The organism is Geobacillus thermocatenulatus (genome assembly GCF_002217655.1).
GTDB lineage: Bacteria > Bacillota > Bacilli > Bacillales > Anoxybacillaceae > Geobacillus > Geobacillus thermocatenulatus.
Window position 1 is genome coordinate 197463 of record NZ_NEWK01000002.1, and the last position, 16175, is coordinate 213637.

The following is a 16175-nucleotide window of genomic DNA, read 5'->3' on the forward strand; positions in this document are numbered from 1 at the left end:
CCGTAGGGAAGGAGGGAAAAAGCCTATGGGAGAAAAACGGACGCCCAGCGGTTTTCTGTTAAAACAACGTGCGTTTTTAAAATTGTATTTGATTACGCTCACCGAACAGGAGCGGCTGTACGGACTGAAGCTGCTTGATGTATTGCGCCAAGAGTTCAAGCCGTTTGGCTACCGGCCGAACCACTCCGAAGTGTATAAGGCGCTGCACGATTTGATTGAAGACGGCATTTTAAAGCAAGTGAAGCAGAAAAAAGAGGGAATGAAGTACCAAGAAGTCGTCTACTATCGGTTCGCCGAGGGCGGACAGGAAAAGGCGAAGCTGTACAAACGCCAGCTCAAGGCGGAACTTGATCGGTGCGCGGCGCTCATTCGCAAGGCGATTGAGGACAACTTCGGTTGAGAGCGCCTCGTTTTTTCTTTGTTAAATTTACATAATATATTTATGGTCTAATTCTTTTGTTTTGCGTCCTGCCGGGCGATCTAGTAGAATGAGAGGGGAAGATCGCCACAGAGAGGAAGTCAGAAGATGGGAACATGGCCGTTGACGGTCACGAAAGAAATGGAAAAGCGAAAAGAACTGTTCCGCCGCGATCCGGATCGCGCGTTGATTGGAGCGGGCGGGTACAAGGCGGCAGATGAGGCGATCGTGCACGATGCCGCCATTGCGCTCGCGCTTGGGAAAAACGTGCTCTTAAAAGGACCAACCGGATCGGGAAAAACGCGGCTTGCTGAAACGTTGTCCGCTTTGTTTGGTCAACCGATGCACAGCATCAACTGTTCCGTGGACTTAGACGCCGAAGCATTGCTCGGTTTTAAGACGATCGTGCACCAAAACAGCCAGGCGGTAATCGAGTACGTGCCCGGACCCGTCATCCAGGCGATGACAAAAGGGCATTTGCTATACATTGACGAAATTAATATGGCGAAACCAGAGACGCTGCCGATTTTAAACAGCGTCCTTGACTACCGACGTCGGCTCACCAATCCGCTGACTGGCGATATCGTACAGGCGAAACCGACATTTGGCGTCATCGCCGCGATCAATGAAGGCTATATTGGCACCGTACCGCTCAATGAGGCGCTCAAAAACCGGTTTGTCGTCATCAATGTGCCGTATGTGCAAGGAGAAACATTAAAATCGGTATTGTTGGCGCAAACTACATTAACGGATGAAACGTTGATCGATCGTTTCGTCGCCCTGTCGGCTGATCTGCTTGTGCAGGTGCGAAACGGACAAATCGCCGAGGAAGCGGCTTCGGTGCGCGCTTTGGTGGATGCGTGCGATTTGGCGGCGTACATGCCGCCATTGCGGGCCATTGAACGAAGCATCGTCGATAAGCTCGACGATGAACGGGAACAGGTCGCAGTGCGCAACATCGCTGAAACGTGGTTTGACGAATAGGAGGCTCGGCATGGAGCGGTTTATGATGTTCAATGACCGAACGGTCGACTCGAGTTTGGTCATGCAGCTGTCTGACCTCGCCCAAACGCTCATGCGCCGCCGCGACGTTGCCATCCAGTTCGCCGCCCATTCCGGCGTGCATTCTGTCAAGCCGGTCGTTTACGTCAGCCATTTTTGGGATGGGTATCCACCATTGGAGCGGGAAACGGCGATGAAAAGCGACGTCGGCTTGCGCATCATCGGCACGCGGCGGCATACCGATCCATTGGCGGTTCGCGCCTTCCGACATGCGGTGGAATCCCGGCCGCTCTCCAAGCTTTCCAAACAACTGTTTACATTCGCTGAAGATCTTCGCTTGGAAGCCGTCTGCGAGCGGGAACGCCCCGGGATGAAGCGATGGTTCCACACGCGCCGCCGCATGTACCGCCGCTACTTCACTCAGCAATGGCAAGCAAACAGGACGCGCGGTGCTTGGGCGGATCAGTTTTTGGCGGGGATGTATTTGCGGCTCACGGCCGATTCGCCGCTTGATGATGCGCCGCTGGCTCCGATGGTGGATGAAGCGGTGCAGGCGCGCCTTGAAACGTTATGGCCGCAATTTTTTGATGCTTCCTCGACAGCCGAGGTGGCGGACTGGGCGTTCGCCGTTGTGGAACTGATGGAGGACGTGCTGCCTCATGATATGGTCAATGCCTATACATCGCTGCCAATCGTTGAGGATGATGCGGACGAGAACACGATGACGCTTCAAGATCTCAAACGGACCAACCCATTGGAAAACCGCGATACCCTTCAAGAGGCGGATGGAGAGGCCAAGCGGCAAGTGCTGCCAACGTGGCATCGGGAAACGAGCCGAGCGGGTGGAAGCTTTCTCCGCTTTGAGCTCGAACGAGGCAGCCGCACCGAGATCATCAGCGATGAGGCGAGGCCGGGTGAAGACGGCGATCAGGCGCTGGCCGTCGTGAAAGGAACGTCTCGGCCGACGGCGCGAAACGAGTATGGCCTGGAAGCGCAAGCATCCTTCAGCGAACAGCCGCCGGCTGGAAACAGTGCGCCGTATGGCGAGGCCAACCGCCAAGCCGATCTTGTGCTTCTTCCTTCGTCGCCAAACCTCGCGCATCTTGAGCAATACCGCGCCAAACAGGCGGCGGTGGCGCCGTATCGAAAACGGCTTGTGCGCATCATGGAACAATGGCTTGAACACCAGCGCTCCGCTTGGCGCACGAACTTGCCCGTCGGTCGGCTGCGCAAACAATTGGTGTCGTTTTTCACTGATGAGCGGCCGCGCTTGTTTTACAAAAAAGGCGAGCCGACGCGGCGGTTTGATGCGGTCTTCGGCCTGCTTGTCGATTGCTCGGCTTCGATGCATGACAAAATGGAAGAGACGAAAACCGGGCTCGTTCTTTGCCATGAGGTGCTGAAAACGTTGCGCGTGCCGCACCAAATTGTCGGATTTTGGGAAGATGCGAACGAAGCAACCGCTTCGCGTCAGCCGAACTATTTGCAGATGGCGGTCTCATTCCATCGCTCGCTTGAGCCGTCGAGCGGCCCGGCGATCCTGCAGCTCGAGCCGCATGAAGATAATCGCGATGGATTGGCGATTCGCTGGATGACCGAACAGCTTCTCAAGCGCCCGGAAGCACAAAAAGTGCTGCTTGTCTTCTCTGACGGCGAACCCGCCGCGTACGGATATGAACAAAACGGCATCATCGATACGCACGAAGCAGTCGCCGAAGCGCGCCGCCGCGGCATTGAGGTCGTCAATCTCTTTTTAGGCCACGGGGCCGACGATGAGTCAACGCGGCGGACGATTGAAAACATCTATGGTCGTTTCCGCGTCTTTGTTCCGCATGTGAGCGCGTTGCCGGATCGGCTGTTGCCGCTCTTGAAAACGTGGTTGCAAAAAAGTTTGTGACAAAAAGGTGGGACCCCATGATCAAATTATTCACTGACAGCGATCTAGACGGCATCGGCTGCGGATTGCTCGCGAAGCTGGCGTTTGCCGAGGTGAACATTTCGTTTTGTTCCTATCGCAATTTGGATGAACGGGTCGTCCAATTCTTGCAAAGCGACGAGGCCAACGGCGCCATGTTGTTTATCACCGACTTGGCCGTCGGCAAGGAAGTGGAACAGCAACTCGCTGAACGGGCGGCGCGCGGCGGCCATGTGCAAGTGATCGACCACCACGTGACGGCGCTTCATTTCAATGACTACCCGTGGGGACAGGTGGTGCCGGTGAGGGATGATGGCAAAAAGACGTGCGCCACCTCGCTCTTTTACGACTATCTCGTCCGCGAGGGAAAACTCGCACCTAATGAAACGCTAGATGGGTTCGTCGAGCTCGTCCGCCAATACGACACGTGGGAATGGGAAGAGAATGGGAATTTGCAAGCGAAGCGGCTGAATGATTTGTTGACGATTTTCGGGCTTGACGGCTTTTGGGAGACGATGAGCGAGCGGCTCTCCTCCAGAGAACCGTTCTCCTTGACCGAGACGGAAGAGCTGCTTCTCGATATGGAAGAGAAGAAAATTCAGCGTTACATTCGGCAAAAGCAAAAACAGCTTGTTCAGCGCTGGCTTGGTGACTATTGCATCGGCGTCGTCTTTGCCGAGCGCCATTTGTCGGAATTGGGCAATGCGTTATCCAAGCGTTATCCTCATCTTGACTTGATCGCTTTAGTCAACATGGGGACGAAACATATTGGCTTTCGCACCATTCATGATGACGTCAACGTCGCTGAGTTTGCCCAGCAATTCGGTGGCGGCGGCCATCCCAAGGCGTCCGGCTGTTTGATCGATGATACAACATTTCCGCTGTTTGTCGTCGAGACGTTCCCGCTTCTGCCGGTATACGGTGATGCGGAACAAAACCAATTGAACAAAAAAGACGAGGCCGAAGGAGTGTTTTGGACCAATCATCATGGACAATGGTGGCTGAGTCGCAAAACCGCTCAAGGTTGGAGCGTGTATGCCGATGGGGGAGAGACCCATACGTTCCCAGAGGAAATCGCCGGCGAACGCTGGCTGAAGCGGCAGTTTGCCGCTGGCCTTGCCCATGATGCAGCCGTGCTCGACTTTTTAAGCGTTCGGCTCGGACGAGACAAAGATGCCATTCAAGCCGACTATAAAGCGGCTGTCAAACAATACAAGCAACAAACCGGCATGGAATCATGATGCCGCCGCTGTGGACGGCACGGTCGTTCGGTATGGGTGGAGTGAACTCGGTGGCTGGCGGCTGACCATTCGGACAAAGGCCGGGCTGTTTCTCTATTATGCCCACTTGCAAGGATATGCGGCGAATCTGTCGGAAGGACAAGCTGTCGTGAAAGGACAGCTCGTCGGCTTTGTCGGCGACTCTGGCTACGGTCCGGTCGGCACGACTGGAAAATTCGCCCCGCACTTGCACGTTGGCCTGTATGATGCGAACTGGAATGCGATCAATCCGTATCCATACCTAAAATATTGGGAACAAAACGGATTGCGGCACTAACCGGCAAGATCATCACAACCCGCAAGGTTCAACAGCCACATATGCGCAAAAAGAAAAAGGTGTTCCGATCTCTTTTAGGAAGGATTGGAACACCTTTATTGGTTGCGGAAAGGCCGAAGAGAAAATGTTAACATAATTGTAACAGTTTTTGTGTTTAGGAAAAACAGTCTTTGATTATAATAATAATAGGGAGGTGAAGACGGTGAAACAGTATGTCTTTTCCTTCTACACAGTCCAAGGGAAAACGATTGTGTGGGAAGAGGCCATTCCGGCATCTGGGATGATGGAAGCCTTTTCAAAAGCCCAACGGCTTCTGGTGAAGCATAAGCAAGAAAAAGGCGTGCCAGTTCGCGTTCGGTATAAAGGCGTCCGCTATCGTCAAACGGATATTGCCTAAACGAAAAAGGATGAGATCATGCGGTCCCTGCAGCTGCCGACGCGCAGTGGGTAACGTGCAGCTTCTTGAATGAGAATCAAGAGGCTGCGCGTTTTTATTTTATTTTATTTTAGGTGGGCGTGTCGATGGGCGTTTTTTTGTTTTGTCTCACTATTATGAGATTACTTGTTATCGAAACAGACTCTTTCATAACTTCTTATAATTTATATTATGTTAACTTAAGATGGGAAAAAGAGAGAAAGGAACGTCACGATTCCCTCTACTCCCCCCTCGACTCGCTTGCAACCGCAGCGCAGTGAAAAGCAGAAAACTATATGTAGTTCAATATTTCACGAGGCGCAAAGTTGTCGATTTTCTGCAATTCGTCTTTGCTCCATCATTTGAGTCCTTTCAGTGTGTCTTTTTCGTTCTTTGTCATATGTTCGATAGACAACACCGTATCGGATTGGATCGTGATTTGATAATAAATTTCCCGGCTAATAAAAGAACCTTGTTTTCCTTCAATCCATACATCCAGTTGGAATATGGGCTCACCGAGAAGATCAACCACTATGCCTAGTTCTTCGTATAATTCCCTTTTTAAAGCTTCAGCTGGGGTCTCGTTTTCTTCAATGCCCCCTCCTGGAGTAACCCATAACGCTTTGTTTCCTGCCACGTCCCGAAATTCAAATTGCTGAAGAAGAATTTCGTTTCGCTCATTGATGATCACTGCTCTAGCACATTTGCGTATCCTCATCGGGCGCTCCTTTCCAGATCTATTTTACAGATGCAGCCGGCCATGACTGCCGAACTCGGGTTTCATAAATGGCCCGAATTCGAACGTCCATGATGGGAAAACTCCTTCTTTTCTTTGTGTGTCAAAGATTCATATTTATTGATAAAAAACTAACTAAGAGAATCATAAAATAGAATAATTCCTACCCCGCCCTTCAATCTGATCCTTGTATCCGATCAGTGTGTTCTTCATGGTATTCGGATAGCCTGTCTTGAGTCTAAGCTCTTTTAGAGGCATCGCTGGATTCTCAACCATGATCTTTTGAATTCGTATTATTTCTTGTGAATCATATGCTGCTTTATAAGCCATAAAAGGTGATACATAGTCGCTGATATTGACAAAGGTGAGTTCTTCGTGTCCCGTCCATTTATATAGTTTGATTTGCTGTTGAAACTTCATTAAGTTATTTCCTTCAATAAGGAACCGGTATATTAAATCACTTTTTATCTTGGCAGTATTGGACGATTCAAGATAATTTTGTTCCAACAAAAATATAACCATCCCCATAAATGTATCCACTATTTGCAAAGGTATTGATTTAACAGAGTTTTGAGAAAGGACATTAACAACGCGGTAATTTTTATTGCGATAAGCCGAATGTGCATTCATCTGTTCAATGATTTTCGTTTCAAGAAAAAGCTTATCATACTCATCATTCTGGTCTACCTTAATCTTCACCTTAATCGTTCCAGATTCTTGACTTGATAAATCCCGAGTCATTCCATAAAATAATCTTTCCGGTATTTTGATATAGAATAAGTTTCTTAGTTCAGTCGCCGTTAATCCGATTTTCTGTGCCGCATACAAAGCATCCCTATTATTAACGGTTAGAATATTAATCTGTACATTCTCATTAATAACCGTATGAAGAGTTTGAAAATATTTTTTGACAAGGTTGTCTTTCGTATACTCTCGAAAATGAAGTTCACTAAAAGAATTACACTGTTTAAAAATGTTTCGAACTTGCTTAACAACCCTTGCCATTGCGGCATCGGTTCCTCCGTAAGCCCCATAGTAAGAATAGTCAGCGTTAAACTGGTCGAGTTTATTGCTCTCATCAAAATAGATTAAGTAGTGCATATTTAAAGTAAACTCCTTTACTTTCCATACATAAATTCATTTTGTGTTGACTAAAACACGTTTATACCTTACAATCATAAAAAGAAGGTGTTGTTTTCCCCGCCGCCGCTGGGCAGGGCTGATAACATCTCAACGTACGGAAGGATAGCTTTTCCCCGCCACCGTTGGGCAGGGCTGAGCTATCTTTTTATTTTGACGTGAACGTTTGTCCTGTCCCTTTCCCTATGCTATTTGATCTTGATTTGATTCTGCCGCAATCATACTGAAAAACACATAATTTGTCAATAAAATACATACTATTCTCAAAGATTCTCCGAAGGCTCTTTTCTCTCTGCAAATCTCTGACACATAAGCATAAAAACAGGTAATTGAGCGCTCTAGTTTCCTTTCAACGAATCTTTCCCTTTTGATCCACAACAAGTCTAAGAAAGAATCCCTGGATATGAATATAAAAAAGCAGCTTGCCCCTTAAACGGACAAGCTGCTTTTTTTGCTGGTTAAACTGTGACCGACTCTTTGGCTTGTTTCAAATGAATGTCAAAGCGGTCGGCGTTCATCACTTTCACCCATGCGTTGATAAAGTCGCGGACGAATTTTTCGCGGTTGTCGTCTTGGGCGTAAAATTCAGCGTACGAACGAAGGATCGAGTTGGCTCCGAAAATAAGGTCAACCCGGGTGGCCGTCCACCGCACTTCGCCCGTTTTCCGGTCGCGGATTTCATAAATGCCGCTGTCTGTCGGCACCCATTCATAGTTCATGTCGACTAAGTTGACAAAGAAGTCGTTCGTCAGCACCCCGACGCGATCAGTGAAAACTCCGTGCGGGAGATCGCGATAGTTCGCGCCCAATACCCGCAGACCGCCGATGAGCACGGTCATCTCAGGTGCGGTCAACCCTAGAAGCTGCGCTTTGTCGATAAGCAATTCTTCCGGACCGACGCTGTACTCTTTCTTTTGATAGTTGCGGAACCCATCGGCGAACGGTTCGAGCACCGAGAAGCTCTCGACATCGGTTTGCTCTTGCGTCGCATCACCCCGTCCTGGAATGAACGGCACTTTGACATCAAAGCCGGCGTCGCGCGCCGCCTTTTCGACCGCGGCGCTGCCACCAAGGACGATGAGATCGGCGAGGCTTACTTTTTTCGGCAACTCGCGCTGGATGTCTTCATACACCGAAAGCACTTTGGCGAGCCGCTCTGGTTCGTTCACTTCCCAATCTTTTTGCGGCGCAAGGCGGATGCGGGCGCCGTTGGCTCCGCCTCGTTTATCGGAGTTACGGAACGTGCTGGCTGAGGCCCAAGCGGTTTTGACGAGTTCGCTGACGGTCAGGCCCGAGTTCAAAATTTTCGCTTTGATTTCTTCAATTTCGGCATCGGTCAATTCATAGTCGACCGTCGGAATCGGGTCTTGCCAGATGAAGTCTTCTTTCGGCACTTCCGGACCTAAGTATCTCGTTTTCGGCCCCATATCGCGATGCGTCAGTTTGAACCAGGCACGGGCGAACGCATCCGCAAACTCTTCAGGATTTTCATAGAAACGGCGGGCGATTTTTTCGAATTCCGGATCAAAGCGAAGCGCCAAGTCGGTCGTCATCATCATCGTCGGCACTTTTTTCGACGGATCTTCGACATCTGGCGCAAGATGCTCCTCTTTTGGATCAACCGCCATCCATTGCCATGCCCCAGACGGACTTTTCGTCAGCCACCAGTCATAGCCAAACAGCATATCGAAATACGACATGTCCCACTTCGTCGGCGTCGGCGTCCACGCACCTTCGATGCCGCTTGTGATCGTATCGCGGCCTTTTCCTTTTCCGTACGAGCTGATCCATCCCAATCCTTGCGCTTCAATCGGGGCGGCTTCCGGCTCTGGACCGACGTGTGAAGCAGGGCCTGCGCCGTGCGCTTTGCCGAACGTGTGGCCACCCGCAATTAAAGCGACGGTTTCTTCGTCGGTCATTCCCATACGGCGGAATGTTTCGCGAATGTCACGCGCCGCCGCTTTCGGATCCGGCTTGCCGTCAGGGCCTTCCGGGTTGACGTAAATGAGCCCCATTTGCACCGCGGCGAGCGGATTTTCAAGTTCGCGATCCCCGCTGTAACGTTCTGAAGCGAGCCATTCTTTTTCCGCGCCCCAATAAATGTCTTCTTCCGGATGCCATACGTCTTCTCGGCCGCCGCCAAAGCCGATCGTTTTGCCGCCCATCGATTCGATGGCGACGTTGCCGGCAAGGATCATCAAGTCAGCCCAAGAAATTTTGTTTCCATACTTTTTCTTGATCGGCCACAATAGCCGCCGCGCTTTATCCAAGTTGGCGTTGTCCGGCCAGCTGTTTAACGGGGCAAAGCGCTGTGTGCCGGTCGAAGCGCCGCCGCGGCCGTCGCCGATGCGGTACGTCCCCGCCGAATGCCACGCCATGCGGATGAACAGCGGACCGTAATGGCCATAATCGGCCGGCCACCAGTCTTGGCTTTCGGTCATCAGTTTGCGCAAATCTTCTTTGAGCGCCCAATAGTCGAGTTTTTGAAACTCCTCAGCATAATTGAACTCTTCATCATGAGGATTCGTTTTTCGGTCGTGTTGATGGAGAATGCTTAAGTTCAGCTGGTTCGGCCACCAGTCTTTATTGGTTGTTCGGTTTGAGTTGTAGCTTGTGACGCTGCCGTGATACGGGCATTTGGAAGCATTTTGTTGGTTCCCCATTATTTCTTCCCCTTTCTACAATTGATAATGATTAGTACATTAGAATTATAATAAATTAATATTTATTTGTAAAGGAAAAACAATATTTTTGATCGAATTTTCTGGATCAAAGCAATGACCCTTGATTATAGGTTTCTCTCTCATTTTTTAAAAAAATAGTTATTCGTCAGAATCCATTTTTGTAGCATCATCATTTAATACAGTAGTATCAAATCTAAAAATTTATGAAAGGATGATAGACGAATGGTTTGTGTGTGCAATAGTGGATTGTTTCCCCAATTGTTTTTTACGCAGTCTTCAACGGATTTGCCCATTACCATTCCTCTGACCGGAACTGCCGTCACGGAAGTGCTTCGTTTGCAGCCGATTACGACCCTCAGCGGCGATCGCGTCAAGCTTGATTCGATGGTCGAGTTGGAACTGGCTGTTTTAGCTCTTCTATCCGGTGCTACTTTAACAGGAATCACATATCGGCTGGAACGGTCAACAAACGGAGGAGCTTTTGTCCCAATTGCGTCACTTGATGTCGAATCCCTTCTACCCGTACTCTCACTCGCCGCGAATACAACACTTTTCCCGAACTTGACATGGGTCGACGCACCGGGCGTAGGGACGCATGTCTATCGCATTGTCATTGAAACGAACGGTGGGATTTTATCCACCTTGCTAAGCGGCATTACAGCGGAAACTCGCGCCTTGAACGCTCTTGTTGTTCGCAACGTATAACCCGGCAAAACCGGCTCAGCGAAAGGCGATTGCCCTCTGAGCCGGTTGTTTTTGCTTTATGGCGCATAGGTCTTCAGGCTGTCAAGTATGGACAACAATATGGTTCAACGCTCGCACTCCATTAGGCAGCTGTTGGCAGAAAAAAAATCCGTCCATTTTGTAGGTGGTGGCGACTTCACGCATACCGACTTGAAATTGGAAATTAGAAAAAGAGAGCGTTTGCCCTGGCTCGATGCGTGACACATGAATCGGCTTTAGCCAAAATTCCCCCTTCTCCTCCGCGATGTTCTCGGCCTCCTCATTCATATATTGCCACGCTTCCATGACGAGCGGATTGAGACGGCGATCGTATTGAATGCCGCCTCCTAACTTTGCGGATAACGCCATGTGTTCTTTCGGAGAAACGCGCAGACAAATGTAAGGATGTTCTAAAGGAGAAGATCCCAGATTGCGAATCACGAAGTTCCCCGCAATCATCCCTTTCTGCCCCTCTGTCTTTGGAAGCAATAAGGAATACGTGAAATAGCAAACGACACAAATTTCATTAGACAAGACCTGTTGAGGCAAACGTTTGATTTCCGCAACCACTTGCTTCACCATGCGAAGCTCTTGCTCAATCGCTTGTATTTTCTGTTCCAACTCTGGAATCCGATCCATCATCCTTCCCCCTTCTGTGTTCTATGCATTCTATAGGTATGAAAAAAAGAGGAGAACATCTCCTCTTTTTTTCGCATAAAATGGAAACCTCGTTTCTACATAGCCGGAAACACAGCGGGGCATTGCGGCGGAAAGACATCCACCGGACATTCTTCTTCGCAGATGATTTCAGGGCGGGGTTGGCAGAACCTTGCGGCAACTTCCAAAATGACTTCAAACGTCACAACGATGCTTTGGCAAATACGGATGGAAATATTGGCGGTAATGCTGTTTCCGCTTTGTGTAAACGCCCCGACGCGACAAGTATTAAAGGTGTTTTGCACAGCATTGCAGCACACCGTTGTGCCTTCTGGAGCGCAAAGGATGACTTCCTCGCTGGTTGTGATTAACGCGGGGTTGCTGACGACGGTTACTTGAGCGCCCGTTGCGTTCGTTCCCGTTACCTCCAACACGACTTGAATCGTTTTGCTTAAGGTGACGGCTTGCAGCGTCACAATTTGATTGCCGACCGTGCACTCAATATCCCGGCGAGGGGCGTCTTCCCCACACTCCAACAATGTGACCGAACAGCTGACTTGGGAAACCGTGACTCCATCTAAAGAACCAGCTGGGAATGTGAATGTGATGTCTTGCGCCAGCTGTACAACGTGTGTCGTCCAGTCATAGACTTTGCACACTTGAATGCACTCTGGATCAAATTGTTGAGCAAATTGCTCTAAATTGATAGGCATAGAACCAATCCTTTCTTTCATGAATTTTTGTCAGGCTACTCTATAGTATGATGGGGATAAATACAAGTTATAGTAAAAACAACTATTTTTATTCATTTTTGAAAACAAAAATGATATGACTCATGCATGAGCAAGCAGGGCACCCATTTTTCGATGTCTGCATATAATGGCTACCATGACATGCGGAAAAAGGTGATGGACATGAGCAAGGAGCAAAAAACCACCCAATTGCAGCAGAAAATCATCCACCTGAAATCAGAATTGGACAAATACAAAGCACTGCTCGCTTCATTAGGCTCTCAAGAAGAATGGGAGCGTCTTCACATGGAAAAGGATGAACTCCAGGCGAAGCATGATGAACTCATCGAACAATGCCGCCGTTATGAAGAGATGCTATCCGCGCAAACGAGTGAGATTGAGCGCTTATCGGAAACATTGAAAACAATGAAGGAAGAAAAGGAATTGTTGCGACAGGAGACGGAGCAATGGAAAACAGAATGCGCCTACTGGCAAGAACAAGCGGAAGCCAATCAAAAACACATCCAGTCTTTAGACGAGACATTGAAGGCGTTTCAACAAAAGGAAACAAAATGGAATGAAGAACGAAAAAAAACAAAAGAACAACATCAAGTGCGAAAGGACGGGACCCTTTCGTTTATGAACGAATCGATCGATTCATGGGCATCTTGGCTAGAGCGACTAGAAAAAGATTACAATACGATGAAGGGACAAATAGAGAAAATGGCCAAAGATGTTTCCAACCTGCAAAACAATGTAAGCAACATCCCGAAAATTGAAGCATTGGAAAAAGACATCGGAGTGTTTACGAAGCAAATGCAACAAATCCAAGACAAACTATCCAAAATCGAGATCGAACGACAAAAAGACTCCTTGACGCTGCAAAAACATATTTTCACCCAACAAATGGAGCTGGAGTTGATGATGGAAAAGGTCACGAGTTTTGCCAGTGAGATCAAACATCTCTCGAACCAAATCGCCGACTTAACCCGATCGCGGAATGACCCACCCAAGGAATCGCCAAATGACGATACAATTGAATTGAAGGAGATGCTGTCCCAACTCATGGAGCGGTTAACGGCATCCTCTGATGAGAAATCGAAAGAACCAGCAACATTACCGATCCAATCAGCCATTCCCTTTTCAACAGACATGCAACCGGGAAAAACACCGTTATTCCCCAACAGTTTTTTGAAATTACAGGATTTTATGGATGGCACCAATCAACCTATTGTCGTCTCACCTGTGAAACGCAAAGAAACGCATGCATCCCATCTATATTCGCAAAAATCGATCCCAATCAAACGCGTTCGAATGGAACATCCGTCTTCCCACCATCGCCATCCATCCCAGCTCCCATTCTCTCCTGCAGAGGATGAGGACAATCGATTGAATATCAGCGTTCAAAACGATCATACTGCTTCAAATCTAGGAAAACGCTCAGACGCTTCAAGGCTGGAACAGAAAAAGGACCACCAGTTGTTTACACAGACAGATGAAGTAAAGTTTGAAAGCACCCCTAAAGCGGCGGACCCGTTAAAAAACGAGGATGAACGACCTAAAAAAGCAGATCCGAACATGGAAATCACAGAGAATCAGGAATCTCTAGTTTCTCCCGATGGCCAAGAGGCGCTGATGCAAGATCCAACATCGGCATCCAGCATTTCGACCGACGGGCAGCAATCAGATTTCAAAACCTATGAAGCGGCGGCACCCCTTCCTTCCGCCTCCGTTTTGATCCAAGAAGACGCCATCCTTCATGCAGAAGACTCTTTGATGGCAGAAGGGAAACCGTCAAAATGGGGATTATGGTCTCTATTCAAAAAGACGAAAACATCTCAATAGCGAAGAGGCGGGAACACTACCGCCTCTTCGCTTTGAATTGCTGTTTCGCCGCATAACTGGCCGCAGCACGATCCCCTCCACTTTTTTTGCACCTCCCGCCACGACGATCGGTTTTCCGTGAAGCGACGGGTCGCGGGCGATCTCGCAACTGGCGAAAAACGAGTTGCGGTCGATATGAAAAATGATCCATCCGCGGAGATTCACACTCTGTTGATGAGCCCATGAAAAAAGGCTCTCATCAAGGTTGCTTCCTCCTTTCCCTTTGCAGCCAGCGATAGATCGAAGCCGCATCCTCTTCATCCACATCCACGACGCGGGCGCGGGTGCCGAGCGGCATGACGGAAGCGGAAATCGTCGCCAGCTGTTTTCGCTTTTGCCACCACGTCGCTGATGTTTCGAGCGATTGAACGTGACGTTTCAAGACATACGTCGTCGTTTGCCGAAACCACCCGCTTCGAAGCGCCAGTTGCTGCGATGAAAGTGCCCATCCCGCGATTTGAAATCGGCGGATGCCGATCCATGCCCCGAGCGGCAACACCAACAACACAGCCGCCCCCCATGGACGTTCCATATATGCCGCCAAGATGGCGGGTATCACGAGCCAAACAAGCGGACGAAGCATGTAACGGCGTTTCGCGCGCCTAGGCAATGGAGAAAAGGAAACGCCGAGATCGTACTCGGGCAAACAAGCTTGCATGATCGACGCGACTTTCCGCTTTTCAACAAGCGGACAAAGAACGACATCCCCTGCTCCGCCGCCATCGAGCCTCCCACCGGCATGAATCAAGGACACAGAGGCGTAGCCAAACAAACGGCGCAGCCAATTCTCATGAATCACGACGCCTTGGACGCGGGCAGCTGGGACGGCTACCTCTTTTCGTTCCAGCCATCCGCGGGCAATGACAATCGTGTCCTCTTGTTTCCGCACGACAAACGAAGCGTACCGGATCATGTTTTGTACGATGGCCACTCCATAGGCGGTCAAGAGAAGCGACAAGATGAATAGAGCAATAAGCCATCGTCCATGTCCGTTCCATGTCGACTGAAGATCGCGGATCAGCGCCTCATATGGAATGAAGTCGCCTAATTGCGACAAAAACCCACATAAAGCGGCAACCACGCCAAGCGCTCCACCGCTTGTCAACGAAGCCACCCCGATTTCTTTCGCCGATAAGGTAAACAGTGCACGATGTGGACGGTTCGCGGATGGTTCCGGATGGGCGGCGTTTTCCACCTTGTGTTTCGCCTGTTCCACGCATCGTTGCAGGCGGCGGGCTTCTTCCTTTGATATGGCCCGAAGCGTCACTTCTGCTTCACCGAGGGCATCGCCCGCCGCCTCAATATGTACTTGAACCACCCCCGCCATCCGCTGCCATATCCCCTCTGTCACTGAAATCCCATGGATGCGCTCGAGCGGAATCGAACGTCTTTTGCGGACAAACACGCCTTCTTCCACGAGCAAGCGGTCTTCATCCCAAGCGTACGTAAAACGGAGCCAAGACAGAACCCCCATCACCACCGTGTATACGACAGCCGCCAGCGGCACGATGAAATCCTGCCAAGAGAAGCGGTTCAGGCTGCCAGCCACCATGATCAAAAGGAGTGGAACGACCATGTTTTTCAGTTCTTTTCCGACTCCCGCCATAATCGCAACGGGATGAAGGCGGCGTCTAGGCGTCATCTTCATCCACCACCTTCGCCCACTCGGCAATCAAGCGGCAAAGCTGCTCTGCTTCTTCCATCGGAAGAGCGGGAATTTCATGGGCAGCCGCCGCTGTGAACACCGCGATGGAAGCCAACCCGTACCGCTTGAGAAGCGGACCTTGCCGCACATCGACGTACTGAACGCGAGCCATCGGGATCAAAGTCCGTCTCGTGGACCAGACTCCTCGCTGAATGTCAATCTCTTCTTCGCGAATGTCATAGCGCCAACGTCTTTGGCGCAACGGCGGGAGCCAGACGACCCATACAATGGCTTGCACCACCCAAACGCCGACCAACACGATCAATAACCAAGGAGGAGCATGGAACTGCGAGAGCAGCCACATGACTCCCCCGATCGCCACACCGGAAGCCAATGCCCCAAGCGTTCCAGTCAAGCGCCACACGGTGACCGCTTTGGCCGAAATAGGTTTTCCGCTGTCATGAAACATTCTTCCAATCTCCTTTTCTGTGAAAATACGCGCCTTGCTCAGTCTTATACTTGAAGGGCGAGGAACAAGGTTTGCTCATGAAGACTTTTTTTTGAGATCAACTTCATTTCCAGTATAACAAAGGTTTTCCATGTTGACGAAGTCGTTTTTCGCAAATCGTTGACAGAACGACCAAACTATTATATTCTGAAACTATCTT

The 16175-nt window shown here is 49.7% G+C and carries 14 protein-coding genes and 2 pseudogenes; 8 read left to right on the plus strand and 8 right to left on the minus strand.

Going from position 1 to position 16175, the window contains the following annotated elements; translation table 11 throughout:
• Window positions 1-25 precede the first annotated feature (25 nt).
• From B9L19_RS09810 to B9L19_RS09835, 6 genes are all read left to right on the plus strand, one after another.
• The gene (locus B9L19_RS09810) at window positions 26-400 is read left to right on the plus strand and encodes a replication termination protein (RefSeq protein ID WP_011231227.1); all 375 of its coding nucleotides are present in this window, start codon (window positions 26-28) and stop codon (window positions 398-400) included.
• Window positions 401-559: 159 nt separating this feature from the next.
• On the plus strand, window positions 560-1402 hold the full coding sequence (locus B9L19_RS09815) for an ATP-binding protein (protein ID WP_425268998.1): 843 nt from the start codon (window positions 560-562) through the stop codon (window positions 1400-1402).
• Window positions 1403-1412: 10 nt separating this feature from the next.
• Window positions 1413-3317, plus strand: a complete 1905-nt coding sequence (locus tag B9L19_RS09820) for a nitric oxide reductase activation protein NorD (protein WP_047753118.1) — start codon at window positions 1413-1415, stop codon at window positions 3315-3317.
• 17 nt (window positions 3318-3334) lie between these two features.
• Window positions 3335-4576, plus strand: coding sequence for a DHH family phosphoesterase (locus B9L19_RS09825; RefSeq protein WP_025950602.1), 1242 nt, complete (start codon window positions 3335-3337; stop codon window positions 4574-4576).
• A 10-nt stretch (window positions 4577-4586) separates the two neighbouring features.
• Window positions 4587-4892, plus strand: coding sequence for a M23 family metallopeptidase (locus B9L19_RS09830; protein WP_025950601.1), 306 nt, complete (start codon window positions 4587-4589; stop codon window positions 4890-4892).
• A 202-nt stretch (window positions 4893-5094) separates the two neighbouring features.
• Window positions 5095-5289, plus strand: coding sequence for a hypothetical protein (locus B9L19_RS09835; protein WP_011231223.1), 195 nt, complete (start codon window positions 5095-5097; stop codon window positions 5287-5289).
• Window positions 5290-5599: 310 nt separating this feature from the next.
• Here B9L19_RS09835 and B9L19_RS09840 read toward each other — a convergent pair.
• The 3 genes and pseudogenes from B9L19_RS09840 to katG all read right to left on the minus strand — a co-directional run bounded on the left by B9L19_RS09840 (window position 5600) and on the right by katG (window position 9846).
• A pseudogene (locus B9L19_RS09840) lies at window positions 5600-6025 on the minus strand (NUDIX hydrolase).
• Between the two features lie 162 nt (window positions 6026-6187).
• On the minus strand, window positions 6188-7144 hold the full coding sequence (locus B9L19_RS09845; RefSeq protein ID WP_089113931.1) for a DUF3800 domain-containing protein: 957 nt from the start codon (window positions 7142-7144) through the stop codon (window positions 6188-6190).
• A 497-nt stretch (window positions 7145-7641) separates the two neighbouring features.
• Window positions 7642-9846 carry a catalase/peroxidase HPI gene (gene katG / locus B9L19_RS09850; protein WP_025950599.1) on the minus strand — a complete coding sequence of 735 codons (2205 nt, stop codon included), beginning with the start codon at window positions 9844-9846 and terminating at the stop codon, window positions 7642-7644.
• A gap of 243 nt (window positions 9847-10089) precedes the next feature.
• Between katG and B9L19_RS09855 the strand changes: the two genes are divergently transcribed.
• Window positions 10090-10572: a hypothetical protein gene (locus B9L19_RS09855; protein ID WP_025950598.1), complete on the plus strand. Its 483-nt coding sequence runs from the start codon at window positions 10090-10092 to the stop codon at window positions 10570-10572.
• A gap of 81 nt (window positions 10573-10653) precedes the next feature.
• On the opposite strand, the gene B9L19_RS09860 is transcribed toward B9L19_RS09855, so the two are convergent.
• On the minus strand, window positions 10654-11229 hold the full coding sequence (locus B9L19_RS09860) for a hypothetical protein (protein WP_081804141.1): 576 nt from the start codon (window positions 11227-11229) through the stop codon (window positions 10654-10656).
• Window positions 11230-11324: 95 nt separating this feature from the next.
• Window positions 11325-11960, minus strand: coding sequence for a BMQ_0737 family morphogenetic spore coat protein (locus tag B9L19_RS09865; protein ID WP_053915156.1), 636 nt, complete (start codon window positions 11958-11960; stop codon window positions 11325-11327).
• Window positions 11961-12161: 201 nt separating this feature from the next.
• On the opposite strand from B9L19_RS09865, the gene B9L19_RS09870 reads away from it, so the two are divergent.
• Entirely contained in the window at window positions 12162-13823 is a 1662-nt protein-coding gene (locus B9L19_RS09870; RefSeq protein WP_025950596.1) for a coiled-coil domain-containing protein, read from the plus strand.
• A 63-nt stretch (window positions 13824-13886) separates the two neighbouring features.
• On the opposite strand, the pseudogene B9L19_RS19855 reads toward B9L19_RS09870, so the two are convergent.
• From B9L19_RS19855 to B9L19_RS09885, 3 genes and pseudogenes are all read right to left on the minus strand, one after another.
• A pseudogene (locus B9L19_RS19855) lies at window positions 13887-14027 on the minus strand (Y-family DNA polymerase); the annotation flags it as partial.
• Between the two features lie 34 nt (window positions 14028-14061).
• On the minus strand, window positions 14062-15504 hold the full coding sequence (locus B9L19_RS09880; protein WP_047753124.1) for a PH domain-containing protein: 1443 nt from the start codon (window positions 15502-15504) through the stop codon (window positions 14062-14064).
• Window positions 15494-15976, minus strand: a complete 483-nt coding sequence (locus B9L19_RS09885; RefSeq protein ID WP_025950594.1) for a PH domain-containing protein — start codon at window positions 15974-15976, stop codon at window positions 15494-15496. Before B9L19_RS09885 ends, B9L19_RS09880 begins: the two co-directional genes overlap by 11 nt.
• Window positions 15977-16175: the final 199 nt, after the last annotated feature.